This window comes from Vibrio sp. 10N.222.55.C7 (genome assembly GCF_041473335.1).
Lineage (GTDB): Bacteria > Pseudomonadota > Gammaproteobacteria > Enterobacterales > Vibrionaceae > Vibrio > Vibrio crassostreae_C.
Genome location: NZ_JBFRSC010000044.1, coordinates 1 through 24,740, shown reverse-complemented (window position 1 = coordinate 24,740; position 24,740 = coordinate 1). Strand labels below are relative to the sequence as shown.

Here is a 24,740-nt window from a genome sequence, read left to right as displayed (position 1 = left end):
AAGTAGATTGGCAAGCCATACAAGCAAGCCAATTCAGGTAACTTAAGGCTATCTGTAAACAATTAAGGTCAACTTAGGTTGGCCTTAATTATTGGCGAAATGCAGTTTCCACTTGCCTTTCGCTATGGGTATTGCACAATACCGCCCCTATATCTCCCAATCCTTTAGTATTTAGCAAACGATTTCGACCCATGTTACTTATCATCGATAACTACGACTCCTTTACCTATAACTTGTATCAGTATTTCTGTGAGTTAGGGGTAACTGTAAAAGTTGTTCGCAACGATGAGATTGATATTGCGGGCATCGAAGCGCTAAATCCTAGTCATCTTGTTATCTCGCCGGGTCCTTGTACACCGGATGATGCGGGCATTTCTCTACAAGTCATCGAACACTTCGTTGGTAAACTGCCGCTCTTAGGAGTGTGTCTTGGTCATCAAGCCATTGCCCAAGTGTTTGGTGGTGAAGTGGTGAGAGCCAGACAAGTGATGCACGGTAAAACCTCTCCGATACGCCACAATGGCAAGAGTGTTTTTCAGGGATTGAACAACCCATTGACCGTGACACGTTACCACTCACTAGTGGTGAAAAATGGCACGCTACCAGATTGCTTTGAACTGACGTCTTGGACGGAGTTTGAAGATGGCAGCATGGATGAGATCATGGGTTATCAACACAAAACCTTGCCGATTGATGCGGTGCAATTTCACCCTGAATCGATTAAAACAGAGCAAGGACACCAACTTCTCGCTAACTTCCTAGCACGCTAAGTGTTTAAATTTGACCCTTTCTCCGCCTAAATAAGCCAGTTAAACCTGTCAGCCCATTCGTTAAGCGTTTAAATTCGGGCTTTACGCGTCTCTCTCCCTCTGACGCCGATCACTTTTTATAACATTTCTCTCTCGCTTCGCTAAGTTTTTAGCCTATGCAAAATTATTCGCGTTATTTCCTCTCGAACCCTATATACCGCTGTGCCAGTAAGGCTTTGCTATTACTAGTCATACGTTTAGGTAAAAAAAGCTTCATAAAACAGATTAATTGATGCATAAATAGTCATAGGTAGTGACGTTTAGCTGGTTGTGAGGGATGGCTAAAGAATAATCTACTATTGAAAAGGTTAATTAAATGTAAATATAATGCTGCAGCGGGATTATGGCGAGACAAAATATCTTTGTCTCACTTATGAACCATTACGCTTATTTGCGAAGCTTGCGGTATCGAGAAGGAATGTACGATGACAGTGGAAAATAAAGTAGAACGTAGTCTGTTTAATGAGGTGATGGTGCCTTGTTATAACCCAATGGAAATGATCCCAGTAAAAGGGGAAGGCGCACGCGTTTGGGACCAACAAGGCCGAGAGTATATCGACTTTGCTGGTGGTATCGCTGTGAGCTGTTTGGGTCACTGTCACCCGGCAATGGTTAACGCAGTTACTGAGCAAGCAAACAAGATTTGGCACCTAAGTAACGTGATGACCAACGAACCTGCGCTGCGTCTAGCGAAAAAGCTAACCGACGTATGTTTTGCAGAAAAAGTATTCTTTGCCAACTCTGGCGCAGAAGCGAATGAAGCAGCATTGAAGCTAGCTCGTCGTTGGGCGGCGGATGTTCACGGTCCTGAGAAATCTGAAATCATTGCATTCAAACAAGGTTTCCACGGTCGTACTTTCTTTACCGTAACGGTTGGTGGTCAAGAAGCTTACTCTGATGGTTTCGGTCCTAAACCGGGCGATGTGACTCACCTGCCTTACAACGATATTGCAGCGCTAGAAGCGCACATCTCTGATCGTACTTGTGCAATCATGATGGAACCTCTGCAAGGCGAGGGCGGTATCATCTCTCCAACGTCTGAATTCGTGAACACGGTTCGTGAACTGTGTGATAAACACAATGCACTGCTTATCTTTGATGAAGTGCAAACGGGTAATGGTCGTACCGGTAACTTTTACGCTTACCAAGGCCTAGGTGTGACACCAGATATTTTAAGCACGGCTAAATCTCTAGGTGGTGGTTTCCCTATCGGTGCAATGCTTACGACCACTGAACTCGCGACACATCTAAAAGTTGGTACGCACGGTTCTACTTACGGTGGTAACCCACTGGCCTGTGCTGTTGCTGAGGCGGTTGTTGATGTGGTTAGCCAACCTGAAACATTAGCTGGCGTGAAAGAGCGTGAAGCTCTGTTCCGCGATGGTCTAGCTAAGATTAACGACAAGTACCAAATCTTCAGTGAAGTTCGTGGTAAAGGCCTACTACTAGGTGCTGCACTTAACGAAGAGTGGCAAGGCCGTGCACGTGACGTATTGGTAGCAGCAGGCGAACAAGGCTTGATGGTACTGGTTGCGGGTGCAAACGTGGTTCGTTTCACGCCATCACTGGTTATTACTACACAAGAAATTGAAGAAGGCTTATCAAAACTAGACAAAGCAATCGCTACGCTAGTTTAGCCTGAGCGGCGTCATAGGAATGATCGCCAATAGAGCGATCCCATGACGTTCTGCTAAAGGCCCAAGCTTCTGGTTTTGGGCCTATTTTGCATCTGGAGGGAATATTGATGCTAGTTGTTCGCCCAATAAAATTATCTGATTACGATGCGCTGCATACCTGCGCGGTTGAATCTGGTCACGGATTCACATCTCTTCCGGTTAACGAAGAACTGTTAACTAACCGTATTACTCACTCTGAATACAGCTTTGCCAAGCAAAACGTGACTGAGCCCGGTGACGAAGGCTACCTGATGGTTGGCTTCGACACAGAAACCGGTGAAGTTGCGGGTACGACTGGCATTGAAGCCTCAATTGGCTGGGATGTCCCGTTTTATTCGTACCACATCAGCAAAGTGGTTCACTCATCGCAAAAGCTTGGCGTGAATAACGTCGTGAAGCTACTGACTTTCGGTAATAACTACACAGGATGCAGTGAGATCTGCACATTGTTCTTGCGCCCAGCTTTCCGTGGTGGATTGAATGGTCGTTTGATGTCGAAGTGTCGCTTCCTGATCATGTCTGAGCACCCAGAGCGTTTTTCGAAAACGATTTTTGCTGAGATGCGTGGTGTATCGGATGCAGAAGGTAATTCTCCTTTCTGGCAATGGCTGCAAGAGCATTTCTTCTCGATTGATTTCACGCTTGCGGATTACCTAACCGGTATAGGTAAGAAAGGTTTCATTGCTGACCTAATGCCAAAGCTACCTATCTACGTGAACCTATTGAGCAAAGAAGCTCAGGCGGTGATTGGAGAGGTTCATGACAATACGCGCCCTGCACTTAAGTTGTTGGAACGTGAAGGTTTCACTAACCGTGGCTATGTCGATATCTTTGATGCAGGCCCAACGGTTGAGTGTGATCTAAGAAACATCGAATCGGTGCGTCACTCAATTAGAGCACAGGTTCAAATTGCAGAGCACTCTAGCTCTAAAGACTTCCTAATTGGTAATACCTCGTTTGAGAACTTCCGCGCAGTAGCCGCGAAAGGTGCGTATGACCAAGCAAGCGACACAGTGATTTTATCATCTGAAGTAGCGAGCGCTCTTGAAGTAAAAGAAGGCGAATTTGTTCGCATGTTGGCTCAGTAAGAGCGGCGATTATCTGTCGAAGATTTTAAGGATAGAAGTATGACTCAGTGGATAGCAGGACAGTGGGTGGCAGGTCAAGGTGACGCCATGACATCAGTAAGCCCATACAACAATGAAGTAGTGTGGCAGGGTGATAGCGCAACACCAGCGCAGGTTGAATCTGCAGTAGCAGCAGCTCGTGAAGCCTTCTTGGTTTGGAAAAAATTGAGCTTTGCAGAGCGTGAAGCGATCGTGTTGAACTTTGCTGAGAAGGTAAAAGAGAACAGCGAAGAGATTGCACAGATTATTGCAAAAGAGACGGGTAAACCGATTTGGGAAACTCGCACTGAAGCGGGCGCGATGGCGGGCAAGATCGCTATCTCTATTCGTGCATACCACGAGCGTACTGGTGAAGCTTCGCGTGAAGCGGCAGGTAACCAAATCGTACTGCGTCATCGTCCATTAGGTGTTATGGCTGTATTTGGCCCTTACAACTTCCCAGGTCACCTACCTAACGGTCATATTGTTCCAGCTCTGCTATCGGGCAACACCGTAGTATTCAAGCCTTCAGAGCAGACACCTTGGACGGGTGAATTCGCAATGAAGCTATGGCAAGAAGCGGGTCTTCCTGCTGGCGTAATCAACCTAGTGCAAGGCGCTAAAGAGACAGGTATCGCACTGGCTGATGCTAAAGGTCTTGATGGCGTGCTATTTACGGGTAGTGCGAATACTGGTCATATCCTGCATCGTCAATTCGCGGGCCAACCGGGCAAGATGCTGGCACTAGAAATGGGCGGCAACAACCCTATGGTGATCAGCGACCAATACGGTGATGCAGACGCAACGGTATACACTATCATCCAATCGGCGTTCATCAGTGCTGGCCAACGTTGTACATGTGCTCGTCGTTTGTATGTACCTGTTGGCGAGAAGGGCGATCTGCTTCTAGATAAACTGGTCGCAGCTACGCAAAAGATTCGTGTCGATCAGCCATTCGCTGAACCTGCACCTTTCATGGGCCCTCAGATCTCTGAAGCTGCAGCTAAATTTATTCTAGACGCGCAAGCTAATCTGCAATCGTTAGGTGGTGTCAGCCTAGTAGAAGCAAAAGCGGGTCAAGCGGCGTTTGTTTCTCCGGGCATTATCGATGCAACCAATATTGCTGACCTGCCAGATGAAGAGTACTTCGGTCCATTGCTGCAAGTGGTTCGTTACCAATCGCTAGAGCAAGCGGTCGAGTTAGCTAACGACACACGCTTTGGTTTGTCTGCAGGCCTTGTATCAACAGACGATTCTGAATGGGAATACTTCGTTGACCATATCCGTGCGGGTATTGTTAACCGTAACCGTCAGCTAACAGGCGCAAGTGGTGATGCACCGTTTGGTGGTCCGGGTGCTTCAGGCAACCTACGCCCAAGTGCTTACTACGCAGCTGACTACTGTGCTTACCCTATGGCTTCAATGGAAGGTAGCGAAACTCAACTACCAGCATCGTTTAGCCCAGGTATTGAGCTTTAATTTAGGCTAATGAGTCTTAGGCTCATTGGTTAAGCTTGAAATAGGGAAGTGGTGTTATCGCTTCCCTTTTCCATCACGTCCGACACCTAGATTGGGCGGTAGATAATAATAGAACAAGTATGTCACAGGCTGATGGCTGCTGACTCTGTGTCTCAGCCTCTCCCTTTCTAATCCAAATTACTAGCTTGCTAGAACCTCTGACAAGGAGTCACCATGACGCCCGATCTACTCTTTAAATCACTATGGGACGATTACATTCACAGGCTGTGTCCATCGGCTGAGAAAGTGCATCACTTGCTGAAAGAAGATGAAGCGCTGATCAACGACCATATTGCACTGCGTACTTTTAATGTTGCCCCTCTCGGTATTGAAACACTAGCTAAACCTTTCCTTGAACTGGGTTACAAGGCGTGTGGCGACTACCTGTTTGAGAGCAAGAAGCTAGTGGCTAAACACTACGAGCACCCAGACCCGAAGCAGCCAAAAGTGTTCATTAGTGAATTGAAGGTCGAAGAGTGTTCTAGTGAATTACAACAGATCGTTGCTAAGTTAGTTGAGCAGGTTGATGCAAGCAAGCTTCAAGGTCATGAGTTCTTGTTTGGTGGTCGCCAATGGGATTTGAGCTTTGCTGATTTCCAAGTACTAGCAAAAGAGAGCGAATACGCATCTTGGCTAGCGGCTCATGGATATGGTGCAAACCACTTTACGGTAAGTGTGAACCAGTTGAATAACTTCGATGAAGTACAGGCGGTGAATGACTACCTGAGCGAGTCTGGCTTCACTATCAATGCATCTGGCGGTGAAGTTAAAGGCTCTCCAGAGGTCTTATTAGAGCAATCATCAACAATGGCAGACAAAGTCCCAGTTTCATTTGTTGAAGGCAATGAGATGATTCCTGGCGGCTTCTATGAGTTCGCTAAGCGTTATGCGATGGTCAATGGTGAGCTTTACACAGGTTTTGTTGCCGCATCGGCGGATAAGATCTTTGAGAGCACCAACGGTTAATAAAAGGTACGAGAACGGACTTATCCTAGATATGCGAGTACGCTTCGCTTCGAGGAAGTTTACAAATAGGATTCTGTGAGTTCTTCTCGTATCTGTTCTATAGATCTTTAGAAAACAAAAAAGCCACCAAATTTGCATTTGGTGGCTTTCAAATTTTTGGCTCAGTTAATCGAGATTAACGAGTGCCGTATACCACGATAGTTTTACCATGTGCAGAAATTAGGTTCTGCTCTTCTAGCATCTTCAAGATACGACCAACTGTCTCACGAGAACAACCAACGATCTGGCCAATCTCTTGACGAGTGATCTTGATTTGCATGCCGTCAGGGTGAGTCATTGCATCTGGCTGTTTCGCTAGGTTTAGTAGCGTTTGAGCGATACGACCTGTTACGTCAAGGAACGCTAAGTCACCAACCTTTTGGCTAGTTACTTGTAGACGGTTTGCCATTTGCGCTGAAAGGCGCATTAGGATATCTGGGTTCACTTGGATAAGTTGACGGAATTTCTTGAAAGAAATCTCAGCTACTTCACAAGGAGATTTAGCACGAACCCAAGCAGTACGTTCTTGGTCTTCTTCGAACAAGCCAAGCTCACCGATGAAGTCGCCTTGGTTTAGGTAAGAAAGAATCATTTCCTTACCTTCTTCGTCTTTGATAAGAACTGCCACAGAACCTTTAACGATGTAGTACAAGGTTTCTGCCTTTTCACCAGCATGAATCAAAGTACTTTTTGAAGGGTACTTATGAATATGACAGTGTGAAAGGAACCACTCTAATGTTGGATCGGTTTGAGGTTTACCTAGAACCATAATATCTCACTTCCTCTGCAGGGTATGCTTGCCGCTTTCCGTATTTTAGCTAAGCCTGGATTGACTTGTAGGATAAGAGCACTCGTTGAGCGCTGCAAGCTATCTTGTGTTTCGTTTAAGAATAGTATCCTTTTTCAGGTACTATTTCTTGATTTTAATCGTGACCAAGCTACGATTTTTTACGCAAAATTGTGCACATGATCACGGTATGAAAAGTAATCAACCAGAATGTCGTTTTGTTAACCTATTTTTCCGGTTTCGATAAGTTGTTGCAGGATTGGCCTCACAATGAGCTCCATAGCAAAACTCATCTTGCCGCCTGGCACCACTAGCGTGTTATGGCGAGACATAAAAGAGCCATCAATCATAGCCAGAAGGTAGGGGAAATCGACGTTTTTGATGCCACGCAAACGTATAACTACGAAGCTTTCGTCTAAACTTGGAATCCCTTTGGCGTTGAGTGGGTTCGATGTATCTACGGTTGGAACACGCTGAAAGTTTATGTGAGTGCGCGAAAATTGCGGGGTAATGTAGTTGAGGTAATCATCCATTGAACGAACAATGGAGTCCATTACCGCTTCGCGTGAGTGACCACGATCGCGAGTGTCACGAACGAATTTTTGAATCCACTCTAGGTTTACGATGGGCACCATGCCGATCAGCAAATCGACGTGTTGAGAAACGTTAATGTCGCCATCAACCACACCGCCGTGCAAGCCTTCGTAAAACATCACATCGGAATTTTCTGGGATCTCTTGCCATGGCGTGAAGGTGCCCGGCATTTGATTGTAAGGCACGGCTTCATCAAAGGTGTGCAGGTAGCTTCTTACTTTACCTGTACCTTCGTTACCGTATTTACGGAAGAACTCTTCTAGCGCACCAAAGTCGTTGGCTTGAGGACCAAAGTAGCTGATGTGCTTACCTTGCTCGCGCGCTTTACGGATCTCGACATCCATCTCTGGACGTGTGAAGCGATGGAAACTATCCCCTTCAACCCAAGCTGCCTTCACGTCCATCATATTGAACATTTTACGGAAGGCTTCTGAGGTAGTGGTGGTGCCGGCTCCAGATGAACCCGTCACCGCAATAATTGGATGTTTAGCGGACATGACAACCCTTGTCTTTTGAGTAACTTACTTGTTAGCAATCGTTTACCACTATAACACGGCTCCTTTGTGAGCGCAGCTTAGAAGCGTTTTGTGACTTGAATATCAACGGTTTCATGGAGTTCAGAAAACACGATGCTGACTTCTCCTGAAGCTAATTGATGTTTCACTTGGTCAATCTTGTTTTGCAGCGAAACCTCTACGTCGCCGTAGTCTGTGCCTTCACGCAGCACGAACTCTTTGATGAGGTTTTCCAGTGTCTCTGGTGCAATGTCTTGCCATGGGATGATCATAAATACTTCTCTCTTTTATGTTCATAGATATGTTTATTGATGCAGAAATGCGAGTGCTTAGTAATGTTTTGCTTCTATTTACTAAGGCTCGGTCATTATGCCGAATCTTGGATACTTTCATAGTAGGCAGGCAAGGCTTCTTCTAACCAAAATCTTGGCTTGAGTGTGCTGCCAGTAATAAACCCAACATGGCCGCCTTTTTGGAACAGTCGATAATCGATGTTATCGGGCAGAACGAATTTTGGGATCACATCATCGGTCATGAAAGGGTCGTCTTTGGCATGAATGATCTGCGTCGGCAGTTTAATCTTGTTGAGCTTAGGCAGCGCAGAACATTGCGCATAATAATCTTGGGCATTTTTGAAGCCGTGCAGCGGTGCAGTGATTCGTTCATCAAACTCATACAGTTTGGTGATGTTCTTGATGGCTTCAGCTGTGATGCCAAGTTTTTCCTGTAGCAGGTTAACTTTTTTTAACGCATTCGATTTTAGAGAGTTGAGCAGGTACTTCTTATAAAGCTTGGAGAAACCGCGCTCAATACGACTCGAGCAACACGCTAAGTCAAATGGAGCAGATACGATTGTCGCCGCCGACAGCAATGGGTCGTCTGCGTACTCAGCTAAATAGTTCGCCAGCATGTTCCCACCTAAAGATATGCCAACCGCAACCTTCGGGTTATTCGGAAACTGGGCGTGTAGGTGTCTTAGGAAAAAGCGCGCATCTTCGACCTCACCTGAATGGTAAGCGCGAGCTAGGCGATTGGGTTTTCCGCTGCAGCCTCTGAAGTGCATCATTACCGATAACCAACCATCTTTAGCAAATGCATTCATCAATCCGTTGGCGTAAGGGCTCTCAAAGCTACCTTCTAAACCATGGAATAGAACGAATATCGGCTTGTTACTTCGATCATCATTGCTTGGGTTGTCACGGTCGGGTGATTCGCTCCAAGCAAGATCAAGAAAGTCACCATCGGGAGTTTCTAAGGTTTGCCAGTGAGGATGAAACAGCGCCTGTTTTCTAATAAACCGTGGCACTAAGGTTTGTAAGTGCGGATTAGAGAGACCAGCGGCTGCGGTAAATATTGTTATAAAAACGATCCATGCTTCTTTGATGGGCTTTGATAACGTGTTGAGCTTGCAGTGAAACGCCCACGTTTTTATTTGAGCTTGGTTGATTCTCGGCATAAGCGCAAGGCTTTCACTTATACGAGACACAAAAACAGGCTATGGGTAACCAGTTGAATAATATCAATGTTAGGTGCGTTAAACACTTAATTGTGCGTATTAGTCAGTGCATGCAAATGAAGAGAGACAGGGCGCAGTTAAGCTTGGATCTTGATTGAAGAAAAAGGAAAGAGAATGAGCTAGGGCTGAGGTGCTGGTTCAGAAAAAGCGTCGTAGAGGTTTTCTGCTCCTAATAAACGACAGTACTGAAACGCGAGCGGTGATTGCTGGTTAGCGTAAAGCTGTAGGGAGTTTATACAGTCGACGAGATCGGACTGTTGTTGCTTTTCAAGCTGTAACTCAAACTGTAAGGCTTCACGGTATAGTGAGTCGACAACGTGTGTTTTGAGGTGTTTACGTAGCTCTCGATAACTATGAAGCAGGGTTTCAGAGCGGCTCAAGCATTGTTGTACTTTGTGCCACTCTTCTTCAGCAAAAGATAATTGCTGCTCATCAAGCCATTTGAGAAGCAACAGTAAATTGACGTTGCCGTGGAACTGGTTTTGCAAAGCTAGGCACGCATCCTTTACACCGCGCACACTGTAGTACTGAAGGCTAAATTGCCATAGTCGTTCCAGTGTTAGTGATATTGGGGCGTGCTCTGGGCTCATAAGCTATCCATATCCTGTTCCATCTGCTCAAGCTCTTCTTGAGTGGACATCCAATCCATTTCAACTTCTTCTAGCTGTGACTTACTGCTCGCTTGGAGAGCGAGTACTTTATTCAGTTTAGCCTTATTTTCAGCTTCATACAGTGAAGTGTCGGATAATTCTTGCTCGGCTTCTTCAAGAGCCTGAGTTAATTTATCCATCTGTTTTTCAAATTGAGTCAGCTTTTTACGCAGTGGTGCCGTCAGTTTACGGAACTCGGCTTCTTTACGTTTCTGCTCTTTTTTCGCTGCTGCACTGTTGGCACCGTCTTTTGCTGGTGCCAATGCTTGTGCTTCTTTGCGCTCAACTTTCTGCTGTTCGGTTAGCCACTTGTAGTAATCGCTTAAGTCACCATCAAACGGTGCTACTTGGCGGTCGTGTACAAGGTATAAATCATCGGTAGTTGCACGCAATAGGTAACGGTCGTGCGATACGATAACCATTGCGCCTTCAAACGTCTGCAGGGCAAAAGTCAGCGCTTGACGCATGTCGAGATCCAAGTGGTTGGTTGGTTCATCGAGTAGCAACAGGTTTGGTTTTTGCCATACCAATAGCGCTAAAACTAAACGCGCTTTTTCACCACCGGAGAAAGGTGCTACTTTATCGAGCGCTTTTTCACCTTGGAAACCGAAGCTACCTAGGTAATCACGCAGTTGTTGCTCGGTGTGCTTAGGGGCAATCTGCATCATGTGTTGCAGCGGTGTTTCTTCAGGGTGCAGAGTTTCTAATTGGTGTTGTGCAAAGTAACCAATCTTAACGCCTTGCGAATAGCTCAGTTCACCGCCTTGTTGTTTCAGTTCGCCAGAAAGCAGTTTAATCAATGTTGATTTACCAGCACCATTTCGACCAAGTAGACCAATACGACTGCCCGGAACCAGGTTTAGGCGAATCTTTTCTAGAATTAGGTTGTCGTCGTAGCCCGCAGATACCTCATCCATCATCATGATTGGGTTTGGTAGTGCGTCTGGCTCTCTAAACTCAAAGCTGAATGGGTTATCAAACTGAGCAGGTAATACTTGTTCCATTTTCTCTAGCGCTTTAATACGGCTTTGCGCTTGGCGAGCCTTTGAAGCTTTGTAACGGAAACGGTCAATGTAGCTCTGCATGTGAGACATCTGTTTCTGCTGCTTTTGGTACATCGCTTGTTGCAGAATCAGTTTTTGCGCTCGTTGGGTTTCGAACGATGAGTAGTTACCCGTGTACTCATTGAGCTGTTGATTTTCAACATGCACGATGCGGTTGACGATAGGGTCTAAGAAGTCTCTATCGTGCGAGATAAGCACTAGCGTACCAGGGTAGCTTTGTAACCAACGCTCTAGCCACATTACTGCGTCTAAATCCAAGTGGTTGGTAGGTTCATCGAGTAGCAGTAGGTCACTGCGACACAGTAGGGCTTGCGCTAGGTTTAAACGCATACGCCAACCACCTGAGAATTGAGTCAGGTTCCACGCCATTTGTTCTTGGCTAAAGCCTAGGCCGTCTAACAGCTCGGCAGCGCGAGCCTTGATGCTGTAGCCACCAATGGTTTCAATCTTGCCGTGGATCTCTGCGACCAAGGTGCCGTTGTCGGCTTGTTCAGCTTTCTCTAGTTGATCTTCAAGGCCGCGGTATTCACGGTCACCATCAATCACGTATTCAATTGCTGTTCTTTCTAATGCTGGTGTTTCTTGAGCAACCCAAGCCATTTCCCAATGGGCAGGTTTGCTGAATGAGCCTGCATCAATAGACAGTTCGTCCTTAATTAAGGCGAATAGCGTAGATTTACCACAGCCGTTTTTACCAACCAAACCGATCTTGTCGCCAGGGTGAAAAGTCGCAGATGCTTGGTCGAGGAGTGGCTTACCGCCGCGTAGCAATTGAATATCAGAGAAAGTAATCATAATTGAAATAGCATAGAAATTAGAGGTGAACAGACGCCTGCATAGTAGGCTGAAACCAGATAAAAGTCGATCACAATGCAATTTGCGTTATGATGCCAATAACATATTAATAACTTTTGCTTAAATTCTTGTGGCCTTGCCACCGTTTAGCCTTCAAAGGAATGTTTCAAAGGAATGAGTAATACTCCCTCGACAGACAAACCCGTGCCAAAGGTGCTGGTCATCTATGCGCACCCTGAGCCGCAAACCTCTATCGCTAACCAGATCATGGTTAAAAAGATAGAGTCACTTGGGAATGTCAAAATCCACGATCTCTACGCCATCTATCCGGACTTCTTTATTGATGTGCCTTCCGAGCATGAGTTGCTGCTTGAATATGATGTGATTGTGTTCCAACACCCTTTGTTTATGTATTCATGTCCTTCGTTGTTGAAAGAGTGGTTTGATCGCGTGTTAGGTAAGGGTTTTGCCTTTGGTGAGCAAAGCGCACTTAAGGGCAAACACTGGCGTAGCGTTATCACAACCGGTGGTAAAGAAGAGGCGTTTGGTGCCGCAGGCTATAATAAATATCCATTACAAGAGATTTTGCAACCATTCGAGCTAACCGCTGCTTTGTGTCAGATGAATTGGATATCCCCTTTGGTTTTACACTGGGCACGAAATGTTACCGATATGACGCGTTACCAACACGCAGAAGCGTATCGAAATTGGTTGCGAGACCCGCTACAAGATATAGGAGCAGATGATGGCTCTGACTAATGATTTTCTACAAAGTAGCGTTATATTCTTAGCGGCTGCTGTGGTTGCGGTTCCTATCGCGCAGCGAGCTGGCTTGGGTTCAGTACTCGGTTATTTATTGGCTGGTGTCGCGATTGGGCCTTGGGGACTTGGCTTAATCAGTGACGTAGAGGCGATTCTGCACTTCTCCGAATTCGGGGTCGTACTGCTGCTCTTCCTGATTGGCCTAGAGCTTAACCCGAAAAAGTTGTGGCAGATGCGAGCCCCCATTCTCGGGCTGGGTGGCGCGCAAGTGCTTATCACCACCCTGATTATTACCGCCATCGCCTGTATGTTCGGTTTAACGTGGCAAACTAGCTTGGTCATAGGTATGGGTTTAGCTTTGTCTTCGACCGCAATCGCGTTGCGGGTTATTGAAGAGCGTGAACTCGGTGGTAAAGAAGCGGGGCAGTCTGGCTTTGCAGTGTTACTTTTCCAAGATATTGCAGTAATCCCTATGCTAGCAATGCTACCTTTGCTAGCAGGTAATACAGGCGGCAGCTGGGCGGACATGCTTTGGATGCTGGGTGGTGTGATTGGTCTGCTGGTCGGTGGCCACTTCTTATTGAGGCCTTTGTTCCGCTACGTCGTTATGAGTGGTGTGCGTGAGCTATTTACTGTTGCAGCGCTGTTACTTGTGATTGGTATTGCCGTGATCATGCAACAGATTGGCTTGTCGATGGCATTGGGTACTTTCCTAGCGGGCGTGCTTCTAGCTGAAAGTGAATATCGACATGAGCTTGAAATTGCGATTGACCCATTCAAAGGGTTGTTGCTTGGTCTGTTCTTCATCTCTGTGGGTATGGCGGTGAATTTAGGCTTACTTGCTGAAAGCCCATTCGCGATACTGATTGCTGTATTAGCTCTCGTGGTTTTGAAAGGCTTAGTGCTGTATGGGCTAGCTCGTGTTTTCGGTACTCAAGCCAAAGCCCGTAGTCGCATGGCGATGATTCTCAGCCAAGGTGGTGAGTTCGCTTTCGTTATTTTTACCGCGGCGAGTGCTCAAGGTATCTTAAGTGGTGAACAAGTGTCGTTCTTACTGGTGGTTGTGAGTTTGTCGATGGTGACCACGCCATTGATGCTCAAGCTGCAAGACCGATTCTTTGCTCGTCAACTTAACCAAATCAGCGAAAACGCAATGTCTTCGGATGTTGTCGATCGCAGTCCTCGAGTGATCATTGCAGGCTTTGGTCGTTTTGGTCAGATCATTGGTCGTTTGATGTATGCCAATAAGATTCGTATTACCGTTCTTGAGAGTGATGCCAGCCAAATCCATATCCTTAGAAAGTTTGGTTACAAAGTATTTTACGGAGACTCGACTCACCTCGAGCTGTTACGCGCAGCTGGTGCTGACAAAGCAGAGGCGATTGTGCTGTGTACTGACTCTCCCGATGAAATCATGAAAACCGTCGATTTATGTAAGCAGCACTTCCCACGCTTAAAGATCTTGGCGCGTGCACGAAGCCGTGTTGAAGCGTATCAACTACTTAACCACGGTGTGAGTAACTATTCGCGTGAAACCTTCCTTGGAGCATTGGATTTAGGTCGTCAAACATTGACTGAACTTGGCATGCATCCATATAAAGCGAAGCGAGCAGAAGCACACTTTAGAAAGTTGGATAATGGTATGCTGAAAGAGTTGCTGCCTCAGCATAACGAAGATGACGAGTTAGCCCAAAGAGCGAAAGAGGCTCGTAAAGAACTTGAAGAGATCTTTGGACACGAGATGGAAAACGATCACCAATCTCGAAACTATTGGCAGTAGCTTGAAGTGATAACTCATGCTTGAGCTTAGAAATAGAGCTTGGGCATAGAAATAACAGACTATAGAACTAACCTAATAATAAACGCGGTCTCTGCTTAACTTATCAATAAAGTGAGTGGGAAGAACCGCGAATCCAGAGTAGTAAAGGATATGAACGTGAAACAGAAAAAACGCTTTATCGCAGGGGCAAGCTGCCCAAGTTGCAACACTCAAGACACACTCCGTTGGTGGATTGAAAATAATATCGAGCTGGTGGAATGTGTCGATTGTGACTTCACAGAACAGCGTAAACCGAAAACTGTAGAGAAATCTGAACACGCGAATCAAGAAATGATCGGTATTTTTAAGCCAGAATGATTGAGTTTCGTTAATTGATCCCCATAATATCTCGGTACAGAATTTTTCCTAAGCTCAACTGTTCGAGCTTAGTCCAAACCTCCTTGGAGCTCTCATGAAAATTGAAAAGAACGTAGTAGTTAGTGTTGCATATCAAGTGAAACTTGAAGATGGCGTAGTAGTTGACCAATCAACTGCAGAAGCTCCACTAGATTACCTTCACGGTCACAACAACCTAATTACAGGTCTTGAAAAAGAGCTTGAAGGCAAAGTAGCTGGCGACAAGTTCTCTGCAACTGTTACTCCAGAAGACGCATACGGCGAACACAACGACGCACTAGTTCAACGTGTTCCTGCTGACGTATTCCAAGGTGTTGAGCAAATCGAAGTTGGCATGCGTTTCCTAGCGGATACTGACCAAGGTCCAATCCCAGTTGAAGTTACTGAAGTAGATGGCGACGAAGTTGTTGTTGATGGTAACCACATGCTAGCTGGCCAAACTCTAACGTTTGACGTTGAAGTTGTAGCGGTTCGTGAAGCGACTGAAGAAGAAGTTCAACACGGTCACGTACACCAAGAAGGCGGCTGTGGCGGTCACGACCACGATCATGACCACGAAGGCGGTTGCTGTGGTGGCGAAGGCCATGACCACGGTGAAGAGAAAAAAGACGGCTGCTGCGGCGGCGGTAGCTGTGGTTCTCACTAATACCGAATTAACGGTTTAGTTTAAGAATCTTGAAAGCCTCCCTTGTGGAGGCTTTTTGCGTTTAGGAGTCTCGCTTTTTGACCTCGCTTTTCTCTACCAAACTAAGTGTCCGCAAATCTAAGCATTCGTAAAAGTTTGGTTTTCGTTATCAGACATCGAACCATGGATGTGGTATTGATAGCACAACATTATAAGACGACGTCAGTGGAGAGTTTGTATGTCACAGCCTTTTTCAATTGCCATTCATGGTGGTGCAGGAACCATCTTGCGCGAGCAAATGAGCTATGAATTAAAAGCGGGTATTACCGAGGCTTTGGAAAAATCGGTTTTGGCTGGTTATCAAATATTGCAATCGGGTGGTGATGCTCTGGATGCGGTAGTGGCATCGGTTAAGGTGATGGAAGACAGCCCGCACTTTAATGCCGGTAGGGGCTCTGTTTTAACGCATGATGAATTTGTTGAGATGGACGCTTCTGTGATGCATGGCCGCGAAATGGATGCAGGTGCTATTGCAGGCGTTCGCCATATCAAAAACCCAATTGAGCTTGCACGTGATGTGATGCGGAAAAGCGACCATGTGTTGCTGATTGGTGAAGGTGCCGAGAAGTTTGCGTTTGAGCATGACTACACCTTTACCGAGCAAGACTACTTCTTTACTGAGCGCCGCTATGACCAACTTCAGTCGATGAAAGAGAAAGGCATCTTTGCTCTGTCTGAAGCGAAATATGATCAGCAGCAAGCTGAGAAATACCCTGACGATAAAAAGTACGGCACGGTTGGTGCGGTCGCATTAGACCAAGCGGGTAACTTAGCGGCAGCAACCAGTACCGGTGGCGTGACCAATAAGAAATACGGTCGTGTGGGTGACTCTCCGATCATTGGTGCAGGAACCATCGCTGAAAATGGCAATGTTGCCGTCTCAACAACCGGGATGGGTGAGTTCTTCCTACGTAAAATGGTCGCCAGTGATGTCGCAGCACGAATGCGTTATCTGAAAGAAGATGTGCACACCGCTTGTGAAACGATCATTCAAGGTGAATTGAAAACCATGGGTGGAGAAGGTGGCTTGATCGCTATCGATGGCCAAGGCGATATACATTTTGGTATGAACAGCTCAGGAATGTATCGTGCAAGCGTTGATACTCAAGGTCGTGTTGAAGTGAAGATTTATGCCGACGACTAAGTTGGTATCGGCTTAATTGGCTTTAGCTTATTCACTGAGATGAAATAAACAAAAGGGCGACAGATAAGTATCTGTCGCCCTTTTAGTTTTCTATGTCCCGTCCTGAAATGTGTTTACACATTGAGGACGAGAAACTAACGATATGCGTCGTTAGATTTAATTGGTTATTTTGAACCGCACTTAATAGTGTGGAGGTGGCGTCTCTTCTGATGCGTCAGCTAGATTAGAGCCATCCATATTTTTTACTTTGCCAACCACGAACTTCATCTGATCTTGCATTCTCGTGATTAACATTTGTTGTTGGCTAAGCGCTTCATTGAGTTCTTCAATGGTCTGTTCTTGGAAAGCTAGCTGACACTCTAGGTCATTTACGCGGCTTTCTAGTTGTTCAACTCGCTTTTCTGTCATCGTTCTTAATCCACATTCCAAGCTTGGGCAATGCCCGCAGAGGTGCCCGATATCACACGGTTCTTATCATCAAAGGCTGCATCATACACTACCGCACGAGGAGGGCGAGCATCTTTTAATGGCTCAGCATCGTGGCGAGAAATTCGTTTGCCATCCTGAGTATTCCACACACTCACTTGGCTGGATGGCGTGCCCGTCACCAACATGCTGCCGTCATCAGAAAAACGAGCACTCGAAAAAATCAACTGTCGAGACCAGCTTTGCAATTGCGCTTGAGGTTCGCCCGTTTCAAGATCCCAAATCATCGCTTGATTGCCGCCATCAGAGGTAAAAGCCAGTTCACCATCGCGTTGTAGCGCGACTCGTACTACTCTTTGTTCATGCTCAAAGGTGCGCAACACCAAGCCCGACTCGGTATCCCAAAGGTAAGCTTTGTAGTCGTTGCCGCCTGATAATGCGTAGCGGCCATTAGAAGAGAGGGAGACTGAATTCACTTTTTCTCGGTGAGCAAGGAACTCCAGACGGCGTCCGGTGACTAAGTCCACATAGATGGCTTTTCCATTAGAAAGGCCAAGCAGTACTTTTTCACCATTGCTAGAGATATCGACATCGCGAATCAAGCCGTCGGAGATAGACCAGAGCCCTTGTGCTTGAGTCCAAGATAAGTCCCAAACGGCGAAGTTCATCTGGCTAGCGGTAATGGCAAAACGGCCATTGTCCGAGATACGGATACGCGATACTTGGTTTTCTAACTGGTCTTGTGGACCAAGCTGAGCCAACTCTTGGTCTTCGGCGAGGTCCCAAAGGAGCAGTTGCTTTTGCTGAGAGTAGAGCAGGGCGAAGCGTCCATCTCTGCTGAGTGCAAAGCTGGTGGCACCATTGGGCTCAATTTCCCAACGCTGCTCATCATCTTGGAAGAAAAAGCAACCATTTAACAAGGTGATGACAATTGTACATAGCAATGAGTGGAAAAATATTCGCATCACATCTAATAATCCGGTTTGTGTCGAAAGACATATGACTAGTATATTGTTATAACTAACGTATTCACACCAATCTAATCATTAGATTTGTGCACAATAACCAATGGCTTGGCCATTAATTGGAGAATTCAATGAAATCAGTTTTAAAAGTATCACTGCTTGCCGCAACGGTTATGCTAGCAGTTGGTTGTCAGAAAGAAGAACCAAAGGCAGAAGCTCCACAGGTAGAAGAAGTTAAAGTTGAAGCAGTAAACTTTAAAACAGAAGATGACAAAGCGGCTTACGCAATCGGTGTATCTTTCGCTAACTACCTAAGCACAAGCATTGATAAGCCAAGCGAGCTAGGTATCAACCTAGACAAAGATATGGTTCTTCAAGGTATCGAAGACGTATTCGCAGAGAAAACAGCACTTAACGAAGAAGAAACTCGCGCAGCTCTTGAAGCTCTAGACAAGCGTGTTGCTGAAACGATGCAAGCACAAGCGGCAGAAAAATCTGCAGAAGTGAAGAAAGCCGGTGATGACTTCCGCGCTGAGTTCGCTAAAACTGAAGGCGTTAAGCAAACTGAATCTGGTCTACTTTACCAAGTAATGACTGCTGGTGAAGGCGCTTCTCCAAAAGACACTGATACCGTTCAAGTACACTACAAAGGTACGCTAACAGACGGTACTCAGTTCGACAGCTCTTACGATCGTGGCGAACCAGCAACATTCCCACTAAACCGCGTAATCCCAGGCTGGACTGAAGGCGTACAACTGATGCAAGTTGGTTCTAAGTACAAGTTCGTTATCCCGCCAGAGCTAGCATACGGTGAGCAAGACACACCGACTATCCCAGCTAACTCAACGCTAGTATTCGAAGTAGAACTACTAAACATCGATAACGCTGAAGCAGCTCCTGCACAGTAATATCGGTTAAAAGCCTCGTACTAAAATACGTTGATTGAATAAAAAGCCTAACTTTGAGTTAGGCTTTTTTTATGATTTGAAGATGAGTATTTGATTTTTAAACTTGTTCTAAATCACTAGTTGCAATGTTAGCTAGGTGTGCAATTAAAATTTTCTGATAAACTTACATAAATTTGTTGATTTTTCACACGAAGGTAAGGAATAAGTGACTACTACAGAAACAGTCAATGCAGATGTGTTACTTGAAATGGAATCAGTCCACGTTATGCCATTCAGTGAACACGATAAAATCATTCTAAGATCTTATGAGGCCGTTGTTGACGGTATTGCGAGCCTTATTGGTCCGTTTTGTGAAATCGTTTTGCACTCTTTAGAAGACCTCAATACTTCTGCGATTAAAATTGCCAACGGCGAAAATACAGGTCGTCAGGTTGGCTCTCCGATCACCGATCTTGCATTGAAGATGCTAAAAGATATTGAAGGTTCTAAGCGTAACTTCTCACGTTCATACTTCACTCGCGCTAAAGGCGGAGTGTTGATGAAGTCGATCACGGTTGCTATCCGCAACGGTGAAGACCGAGTGATTGGCCTACTGTGTATTAACGTGAATCTAGACGCGCCATTCTCACAAGTGCTGCAATCGTTCATGCCTACACAAGACGCAGACGAAGCCGCATCATCGGTTAACTTCGCTAGTGACGTTGAAGAACTTGTCGACCAAACGGTTGAACGCACCATTGAAGAAATTAACGCTGACAAATCGGTATCGAACAATACTAAGAACCGTCAGATCGTGATGGAGCTGTACGACAAAGGTATTTTCGATATTAAAGACGCGATCAACCGCGTTGCTGAGCGACTGAACATCTCTAAGCACACCGTGTACCTATACATCCGCCAACGTAAAACAGAGGATGAAGAGGGTTGCTAAGCTATACACTCCTAGTGAATGGGCCAGTTTATGGCTCACAGTCAGCAAGAAGTGCCTACCAGTTTGCCGTGGCTCTGATTAAACAGGGCCACAAACTTCACAGTGTGTTCTTCTATCAAGATGGCATCAGTAACGGCTCAGACCTTACCGTACCGGCTAACGATGAATTTGATTTAGCTTCTGCTTGGCAAAAGCTGGCTGATGAACACGATGTTAGCCTTGAAACCTGTGTGGCAGCTGCGCTAAGACGCGGAGTGATTAGCTCTGAAGAAGCAGAGCAACATCAACTAAGTGCCTCTAACCTAGCCACTGGATTTACTCAAGCCGGATTAGGAAGCTTATCGGAAGCGCTACTAACGCAAGATAGGGTTGTGCAGTTTTGAGAAAGTTAGCCTTTATATTTAACAGTTTCCCTCATACGACCGCTGCGGGTAGAGAAGGGTTAGACGCCCTGCTTGCTGCGTCCGCATATAGTGAAGACATTGCCGTGTTCTTTGTTGGCGATGGCGTGACACAGCTTCTCAAAGCGCAGCAGCCCGACGAAACACTATCGCGTGACTACATCTCTGCATTCAAACTTATGGACCTGTACGACATCGAACAGGTGTATGTGTGTCAGCGTAGTCTGAGTCAGTTTGGTCTTTCAGCAGACAACCTGCTGATCGATGTGACCACCGTTGAAGCCGACGAGTTAACGCAGAAGTTAGCTCAGTGCCAACAGATACTGACTTTCTAGGGGACGCTATGCTTCATATTGTAAAATCAGTCGACAAACTTAAACTCGCATTGACCTATTCTCAGCCACAAGATCAGTATCTTTTGGTGGAAGATGCGGTGTATGTTTGCCTTCCCAATCATGAGTTATTCACTCAAATCTGCGCAGTAGAGCAGGTGTCGGTGTTAAAACCAGATCTCGATAGCCGAGGTTTACAACTACTTGTCTCAAGTACCATTGATCAAGTTGACTTCGATGGCTTCGTTAAACTGACGGTTTTGAACGACAAATCAGTCACTTGGTAGCTGTGTTTTATCAGTTTGGTTAAAAGTAGACCATCCTGAGCTCTAGACGGCTAAAAAAGATCTGTATATTTCTTGACACACCTCCCACTGCTGAATAGAATTTTGCGTCCCTAATTACGACTTGTGATTAGGGATAGATTTTTCACAAAGCTTACTTTCAAGTAAATTTCAGGAGCTAGTTAATGGCAACTATTAACCAGTTGGTTCGCAAACCTCGTGTAAAGCAAGTTGTTAAAAGCAACGTGCCTGCACTAGAAGCGTGCCCACAAAAACGTGGTGTATGTACTCGTGTTTACACTACTACACCTAAAAAACCTAACTCGGCACTACGTAAAGTATGTCGTGTACGTCTAACTAACGGTTTCGAAGTAACTTCGTACATCGGCGGTGAAGGCCACAACCTACAAGAGCACAGTGTTGTACTAATCCGTGGCGGTCGTGTAAAAGACCTTCCGGGTGTTCGTTACCACACTGTTCGCGGCGCACTTGACTGTGCTGGCGTTAACGACCGTAAACAAGGTCGTTCTAAGTACGGTGTGAAACGTCCTAAGTCTTAATTGATTCTCTTTTTTAAAAAGAAATCGTTAAGTAAGGCCAAACACTATTTTATTTATTATTCTGAAAAGTTTTGGAAAAAACCTGAAGAAGACAACGGAGAATATCCATGCCACGTCGTCGCGTAATAGGTCAGCGTAAGATCCTTCCAGATCCTAAGTTCAAATCTGAATTGCTGGCAAAATTCGTTAACATCCTTATGGTTGACGGAAAGAAATCTACTGCAGAAAAAATCGTTTACACTGCACTAGATTCAATGGCTGAGAAGTCTGGTAAAGACCACTTAGCTGTATTTGAAGAAGCTCTTGAAAATGTTCGCCCAGCGGTAGAAGTTAAATCTCGCCGTGTAGGTGGTTCAACTTACCAAGTACCTGTAGAAGTTCGTCCGGTTCGCCGTAACGCTCTTGCTATGCGTTGGGTAGTTGAAGCTGCGCGTAAGCGTGGTGAAAAATCTATGGCTCAACGCCTAGCTGCTGAAATGCTAGACGCGTCTGAGAACAAAGGTACTGCGGTTAAGAAACGTGAAGACGTTCACCGCATGGCTGACGCAAACAAAGCGTTCGCACATTACCGTTGGTAATACCTTTTTAGTGCTGCAAGGTTCCTTGCAGCACTTCTTTAGTTCCTATGCTTATGCTAGGAACTATTGCTATTTCTAGGGCAAGCAATTTTTAGCGAAGCATCGCTTTTAACGCCTAATCTAGACATAGCAATAGTCCCTAAGTCTCTAATAAGAGGATTCAACCGTGGCTCGTAAAACTCCTATAGAGCAATACCGTAATATCGGTATCGTTGCTCACGTAGATGCAGGTAAAACAACCACAAGTGAACGTATTCTGTTCTATACCGGTCTTTCTCACAAAATCGGCGAAGTTCACGATGGTGCAGCAACCATGGACTGGATGGAGCAAGAGCAAGAGCGCGGTATTACGATCACTTCAGCAGCAACCACTACGTTTTGGCGTGGTATGGAAGCTCAGTTCTCGGACCACCGTATTAACATCATCGACACTCCTGGACACGTTGACTTCACAATCGAAGTAGAACGTTCTCTGCGTGTGCTTGATGGTGCAGTTGTTGTGTTCTGTGGCTCATCTGGTGTTGAACCTCAGTCAGAGACAGTATGGCGTCAAGCTGATAAGTACCAAGTTCCACGTATGGTTTTCGTTAATAAAATGGACCGTACCGGCGCTGACTTCTTGCGCGTAGTTGAACAGATCAAGGACCGCTTAGGCGCAACTCCTGTTCCAATTCAACTGAACATTGGTGCTGAAGAAAACTTCCAAGGCGTTGTCGATCTTATCAAGATGAAGGCAATTAACTGGAATGAAGCTGACCAAGGCATGACTTTCACGTACGAAGATATTCCTGCAGACATGCAAGAAATGGCTGAAGAATATCGTACAGAACTTGTTGAAGCTGCTGCAGAAGCAAATGAAGAGCTGATGGATAAGTACCTTGAAGAAGGTGAACTAACAGAAGCTGAAATCAAACAAGGTCTTCGTACTCGTACCCTTAATAATGAAATCGTACTTGCTACTTGTGGTAGTGCATTCAAAAACAAAGGTGTACAAGCTGTTCTAGATGCAGTTGTTGATTTCCTTCCTTCTCCAGTCGATGTACCTGCAATTAAAGGTATCGATGAAGATGAGAACGAAGCAGAGCGTCACGCAGACGACAAAGAACCGTTCTCAGCGCTAGCATTTAAGATTGCAACAGACCCATTCGTTGGTACTTTAACTTTCATCCGTGTTTACTCTGGTGTTGTTGAAAGCGGTAAAACAGCTTATAACTCTGTGAAGAAACAACGTGAACGCTTAGGTCGCATTGTTCAAATGCACTCAAACAAGCGAGAAGAAGTAAAAGAAGTACGAGCAGGTGACATCGCAGCCATCATTGGCCTGAAAGATGTGACTACTGGTGAAACCCTTTGTGACCAGAACCATAAGATTGTTCTTGAGCGCATGGAGTTCCCAGACCCAGTTATTCAGATCGTTGTAGAGCCAAGCTCTCAAGCTGATCAAGATAAAATGACTATCGCTCTAGGTAAACTAGCAGCGGAAGACCCATCGTTCCGCGTTGATATGGATGCGGAAACTGGCCAGACTCTGATTTCTGGTATGGGTGAACTACACTTAGATATCATCGTTGACCGTATGAAGCGCGAATTTAGCGTGAACTGCAACGTTGGTAACCCGCAAGTGGCTTACCGTGAGACTATTCGTGGTACAGCGAAAGCGGAAGGTAAATTTATCCGTGAACATGGTGGTAAAGGTCAGTACGGTCACGTATGGCTGAAACTAGAACCATCAGAAGCTGGCGAAGGCTTTGTCTTTGTGGATGAAATTGCCAATGGTATCGTACCGAAAGAGTTTATCGCTTCAGTTGCTAAAGGCGTTGAAGAGCAGATGAACAATGGTGTGCTTGCTGGCTATCCAGTTTTGGATATCAAAGCTACACTATATGATGGTTCTTACCATGAAACAGATTCAAGTGAGATGGCGTTTACAATCGCTGCCTCTATGGCTTTCAGAACGGGTGCACTTGAAGCGCAACCGGTTCTGCTTGAGCCTATGATGAAAGTTGAAGTAACTACTCCAGAAGACTGGATGGGTGACGTTGTTGGCGATATTAACCGTCGTCGCGGCATCATCGAAGGTATGGACGAGGGGACAGCTGGCCTGAAGATAATTCGTGCACAAGTTCCGTTGTCTGTCATGTTCGGTTACGCAACTGATTTACGTTCTGCGACACAAGGTCGTGCTTCTTACTCTATGGAGTTTAGTGAGTACGCTGAAGTGCCTAACAATGTTGCAAAAGCAATCATTGCAGAGCGTGGTTAAACAAAAGGAAGGCATTTTTTTTCATTTTTTGAAAGAACAATGCGTCCAAATATTGCGCTAACGAGAGTTGGCGCATAAAATAGCAATTTCTGGCGCGTCTCGCTCAATAATGAACGTGGCGAATCATAACTAGGAAGGAACACGATTGTGTCTAAAGAAAAATTTGAACGTACGAAACCGCACGTAAACGTTGGTACTATCGGCCACGTTGACCACGGTAAAACAACTCTAACTGCTGCTATCTGTACTACTCTTGCAAAAGTATACGGCGGTGTTGCTAAAGATTTCGC

Annotated in this window: 27 protein-coding genes; 19 read left to right on the top strand and 8 right to left on the bottom strand. The window is 45.7% G+C overall.

Annotated features, from left to right (window positions below; all coding sequences use genetic code 11):
* Window positions 1-191: 191 nt before the first annotated feature.
* The 5 genes from AB4482_RS15420 to AB4482_RS15400 all read left to right on the top strand — a co-directional run bounded on the left by AB4482_RS15420 (window position 192) and on the right by AB4482_RS15400 (window position 6,075).
* Window positions 192-770 (top strand): aminodeoxychorismate/anthranilate synthase component II, encoded by a 579-nt coding sequence (locus AB4482_RS15420; RefSeq protein WP_048605375.1) that lies wholly within the window; start codon window positions 192-194, stop codon window positions 768-770.
* 464 nt (window positions 771-1,234) lie between these two features.
* Complete coding sequence (locus AB4482_RS15415) at window positions 1,235-2,446, top strand: aspartate aminotransferase family protein (protein WP_048662993.1); 1,212 nt, start codon at window positions 1,235-1,237, stop codon at window positions 2,444-2,446.
* A gap of 107 nt (window positions 2,447-2,553) precedes the next feature.
* A complete protein-coding gene (gene astA / locus AB4482_RS15410) occupies window positions 2,554-3,573 on the top strand; it encodes an arginine N-succinyltransferase (RefSeq protein ID WP_102433297.1) in 1,020 nt (339 codons plus the stop codon).
* Between the two features lie 39 nt (window positions 3,574-3,612).
* Window positions 3,613-5,070, top strand: coding sequence for a succinylglutamate-semialdehyde dehydrogenase (gene astD, locus AB4482_RS15405; RefSeq protein ID WP_102530060.1), 1,458 nt, complete (start codon window positions 3,613-3,615; stop codon window positions 5,068-5,070).
* A 213-nt stretch (window positions 5,071-5,283) separates the two neighbouring features.
* Entirely contained in the window at window positions 5,284-6,075 is a 792-nt protein-coding gene (locus AB4482_RS15400) for a DUF1338 domain-containing protein (RefSeq protein ID WP_048659154.1), read from the top strand.
* Window positions 6,076-6,250: 175 nt separating this feature from the next.
* Here the strand turns inward: AB4482_RS15400 and crp are convergent, their stop codons facing one another.
* The 6 genes from crp to AB4482_RS15370 all read right to left on the bottom strand — a co-directional run bounded on the left by crp (window position 6,251) and on the right by AB4482_RS15370 (window position 12,035).
* Complete coding sequence (gene crp, locus AB4482_RS15395; protein ID WP_004729651.1) at window positions 6,251-6,883, bottom strand: cAMP-activated global transcriptional regulator CRP; 633 nt, start codon at window positions 6,881-6,883, stop codon at window positions 6,251-6,253.
* 239 nt (window positions 6,884-7,122) lie between these two features.
* Window positions 7,123-7,992: a phosphoribulokinase gene (locus AB4482_RS15390; protein ID WP_010435210.1), complete on the bottom strand. Its 870-nt coding sequence runs from the start codon at window positions 7,990-7,992 to the stop codon at window positions 7,123-7,125.
* A 77-nt stretch (window positions 7,993-8,069) separates the two neighbouring features.
* The gene (locus tag AB4482_RS15385; protein WP_010435208.1) at window positions 8,070-8,282 is read right to left on the bottom strand and encodes a YheU family protein; all 213 of its coding nucleotides are present in this window, start codon (window positions 8,280-8,282) and stop codon (window positions 8,070-8,072) included.
* Between the two features lie 95 nt (window positions 8,283-8,377).
* Window positions 8,378-9,370: a hydrolase gene (locus AB4482_RS15380; protein WP_102478453.1), complete on the bottom strand. Its 993-nt coding sequence runs from the start codon at window positions 9,368-9,370 to the stop codon at window positions 8,378-8,380.
* 275 nt (window positions 9,371-9,645) lie between these two features.
* Complete coding sequence (locus AB4482_RS15375; protein WP_102478450.1) at window positions 9,646-10,116, bottom strand: TIGR02444 family protein; 471 nt, start codon at window positions 10,114-10,116, stop codon at window positions 9,646-9,648.
* Window positions 10,113-12,035 (bottom strand): ABC transporter ATP-binding protein, encoded by a 1,923-nt coding sequence (locus AB4482_RS15370; RefSeq protein ID WP_048659152.1) that lies wholly within the window; start codon window positions 12,033-12,035, stop codon window positions 10,113-10,115. The genes AB4482_RS15375 and AB4482_RS15370 overlap by 4 nt, the downstream gene beginning before the upstream one ends.
* Window positions 12,036-12,209: 174 nt before the next feature.
* Between AB4482_RS15370 and kefG the strand changes: the two genes are divergently transcribed.
* From kefG to AB4482_RS15345, 5 genes are all read left to right on the top strand, one after another.
* Window positions 12,210-12,794 (top strand): glutathione-regulated potassium-efflux system ancillary protein KefG, encoded by a 585-nt coding sequence (gene kefG, locus AB4482_RS15365; protein ID WP_048659151.1) that lies wholly within the window; start codon window positions 12,210-12,212, stop codon window positions 12,792-12,794.
* Entirely contained in the window at window positions 12,781-14,577 is a 1,797-nt protein-coding gene (kefB, locus tag AB4482_RS15360) for a glutathione-regulated potassium-efflux system protein KefB (RefSeq protein ID WP_372128631.1), read from the top strand. Before kefG ends, kefB begins: the two co-directional genes overlap by 14 nt.
* 156 nt (window positions 14,578-14,733) lie before the next feature.
* A complete protein-coding gene (locus AB4482_RS15355) occupies window positions 14,734-14,934 on the top strand; it encodes a YheV family putative zinc ribbon protein (RefSeq protein WP_029235422.1) in 201 nt (66 codons plus the stop codon).
* A 94-nt stretch (window positions 14,935-15,028) separates the two neighbouring features.
* The gene (gene slyD, locus AB4482_RS15350; protein ID WP_017061108.1) at window positions 15,029-15,619 is read left to right on the top strand and encodes a peptidylprolyl isomerase; all 591 of its coding nucleotides are present in this window, start codon (window positions 15,029-15,031) and stop codon (window positions 15,617-15,619) included.
* Window positions 15,620-15,836: 217 nt separating this feature from the next.
* Window positions 15,837-16,802 carry an isoaspartyl peptidase/L-asparaginase family protein gene (locus tag AB4482_RS15345; protein ID WP_017066209.1) on the top strand — a complete coding sequence of 322 codons (966 nt, stop codon included), beginning with the start codon at window positions 15,837-15,839 and terminating at the stop codon, window positions 16,800-16,802.
* Window positions 16,803-16,982: 180 nt separating this feature from the next.
* Here AB4482_RS15345 and AB4482_RS15340 read toward each other — a convergent pair whose 3' ends face one another.
* Both AB4482_RS15340 and AB4482_RS15335 read right to left on the bottom strand, forming a co-directional pair.
* A complete protein-coding gene (locus AB4482_RS15340; protein WP_009848930.1) occupies window positions 16,983-17,210 on the bottom strand; it encodes a SlyX family protein in 228 nt (75 codons plus the stop codon).
* 5 nt (window positions 17,211-17,215) lie between these two features.
* Window positions 17,216-18,193: a WD40 repeat domain-containing protein gene (locus tag AB4482_RS15335; protein ID WP_017063707.1), complete on the bottom strand. Its 978-nt coding sequence runs from the start codon at window positions 18,191-18,193 to the stop codon at window positions 17,216-17,218.
* Window positions 18,194-18,324: 131 nt separating this feature from the next.
* Here AB4482_RS15335 and fkpA point away from each other — a divergent pair, with 131 nt between their 5' ends.
* The 9 genes from fkpA to AB4482_RS15290 all read left to right on the top strand — a co-directional run.
* Window positions 18,325-19,101, top strand: a complete 777-nt coding sequence (fkpA, locus tag AB4482_RS15330) for an FKBP-type peptidyl-prolyl cis-trans isomerase (protein ID WP_017061105.1) — start codon at window positions 18,325-18,327, stop codon at window positions 19,099-19,101.
* Window positions 19,102-19,306: 205 nt separating this feature from the next.
* Entirely contained in the window at window positions 19,307-20,032 is a 726-nt protein-coding gene (locus AB4482_RS15325; protein ID WP_004729851.1) for a transcriptional regulator, read from the top strand.
* Complete coding sequence (gene tusD / locus AB4482_RS15320; RefSeq protein ID WP_372128632.1) at window positions 20,026-20,415, top strand: sulfurtransferase complex subunit TusD; 390 nt, start codon at window positions 20,026-20,028, stop codon at window positions 20,413-20,415. Before AB4482_RS15325 ends, tusD begins: the two co-directional genes overlap by 7 nt.
* Window positions 20,412-20,768, top strand: a complete 357-nt coding sequence (gene tusC, locus AB4482_RS15315; protein WP_017063710.1) for a sulfurtransferase complex subunit TusC — start codon at window positions 20,412-20,414, stop codon at window positions 20,766-20,768. The genes tusD and tusC overlap by 4 nt, the downstream gene beginning before the upstream one ends.
* 8 nt (window positions 20,769-20,776) lie before the next feature.
* Complete coding sequence (gene tusB, locus AB4482_RS15310) at window positions 20,777-21,052, top strand: sulfurtransferase complex subunit TusB (RefSeq protein ID WP_017063711.1); 276 nt, start codon at window positions 20,777-20,779, stop codon at window positions 21,050-21,052.
* 182 nt (window positions 21,053-21,234) lie between these two features.
* Window positions 21,235-21,609, top strand: coding sequence for a 30S ribosomal protein S12 (gene rpsL, locus AB4482_RS15305; protein ID WP_004737194.1), 375 nt, complete (start codon window positions 21,235-21,237; stop codon window positions 21,607-21,609).
* A 107-nt stretch (window positions 21,610-21,716) separates the two neighbouring features.
* Complete coding sequence (gene rpsG, locus AB4482_RS15300) at window positions 21,717-22,187, top strand: 30S ribosomal protein S7 (RefSeq protein WP_010435163.1); 471 nt, start codon at window positions 21,717-21,719, stop codon at window positions 22,185-22,187.
* 166 nt (window positions 22,188-22,353) lie between these two features.
* The gene (fusA, locus tag AB4482_RS15295) at window positions 22,354-24,450 is read left to right on the top strand and encodes an elongation factor G (protein ID WP_017061101.1); all 2,097 of its coding nucleotides are present in this window, start codon (window positions 22,354-22,356) and stop codon (window positions 24,448-24,450) included.
* 147 nt (window positions 24,451-24,597) lie between these two features.
* Window positions 24,598-24,740, top strand: a 143-nt coding sequence (locus AB4482_RS15290; RefSeq protein ID WP_240798929.1) for a GTP-binding protein, incomplete at its 3' end; no start/stop codon positions are given.

Excerpts from the sequence above, each read along its gene's own strand:
- kefB (WP_372128631.1), top strand. The coding sequence starts at position 12,781 with ATGGCTCTGACTAATGATTTTCTACAAAGTAGCGTTATATTCTTAGCG.
- AB4482_RS15385 (WP_010435208.1), bottom strand. The coding sequence starts at position 8,282 with ATGATCATCCCATGGCAAGACATTGCACCAGAGACACTGGAAAACCTC.
- slyD (WP_017061108.1), top strand. The coding sequence starts at position 15,029 with ATGAAAATTGAAAAGAACGTAGTAGTTAGTGTTGCATATCAAGTGAAA.
- AB4482_RS15340 (WP_009848930.1), bottom strand. The coding sequence starts at position 17,210 with ATGACAGAAAAGCGAGTTGAACAACTAGAAAGCCGCGTAAATGACCTA.
- fkpA (WP_017061105.1), top strand. The coding sequence starts at position 18,325 with ATGAAATCAGTTTTAAAAGTATCACTGCTTGCCGCAACGGTTATGCTA.
- AB4482_RS15420 (WP_048605375.1), top strand. The coding sequence starts at position 192 with ATGTTACTTATCATCGATAACTACGACTCCTTTACCTATAACTTGTAT.
- kefG (WP_048659151.1), top strand. The coding sequence starts at position 12,210 with ATGAGTAATACTCCCTCGACAGACAAACCCGTGCCAAAGGTGCTGGTC.
- AB4482_RS15415 (WP_048662993.1), top strand. The coding sequence starts at position 1,235 with ATGACAGTGGAAAATAAAGTAGAACGTAGTCTGTTTAATGAGGTGATG.
- AB4482_RS15375 (WP_102478450.1), bottom strand. The coding sequence starts at position 10,116 with ATGAGCCCAGAGCACGCCCCAATATCACTAACACTGGAACGACTATGG.
- rpsL (WP_004737194.1), top strand. The coding sequence starts at position 21,235 with ATGGCAACTATTAACCAGTTGGTTCGCAAACCTCGTGTAAAGCAAGTT.
- AB4482_RS15390 (WP_010435210.1), bottom strand. The coding sequence starts at position 7,992 with ATGTCCGCTAAACATCCAATTATTGCGGTGACGGGTTCATCTGGAGCC.
- rpsG (WP_010435163.1), top strand. The coding sequence starts at position 21,717 with ATGCCACGTCGTCGCGTAATAGGTCAGCGTAAGATCCTTCCAGATCCT.
- astA (WP_102433297.1), top strand. The coding sequence starts at position 2,554 with ATGCTAGTTGTTCGCCCAATAAAATTATCTGATTACGATGCGCTGCAT.
- astD (WP_102530060.1), top strand. The coding sequence starts at position 3,613 with ATGACTCAGTGGATAGCAGGACAGTGGGTGGCAGGTCAAGGTGACGCC.
- AB4482_RS15335 (WP_017063707.1), bottom strand. The coding sequence starts at position 18,193 with ATGCGAATATTTTTCCACTCATTGCTATGTACAATTGTCATCACCTTG.
- AB4482_RS15400 (WP_048659154.1), top strand. The coding sequence starts at position 5,284 with ATGACGCCCGATCTACTCTTTAAATCACTATGGGACGATTACATTCAC.
- crp (WP_004729651.1), bottom strand. The coding sequence starts at position 6,883 with ATGGTTCTAGGTAAACCTCAAACCGATCCAACATTAGAGTGGTTCCTT.
- AB4482_RS15345 (WP_017066209.1), top strand. The coding sequence starts at position 15,837 with ATGTCACAGCCTTTTTCAATTGCCATTCATGGTGGTGCAGGAACCATC.
- tusB (WP_017063711.1), top strand. The coding sequence starts at position 20,777 with ATGCTTCATATTGTAAAATCAGTCGACAAACTTAAACTCGCATTGACC.
- AB4482_RS15370 (WP_048659152.1), bottom strand. The coding sequence starts at position 12,035 with ATGATTACTTTCTCTGATATTCAATTGCTACGCGGCGGTAAGCCACTC.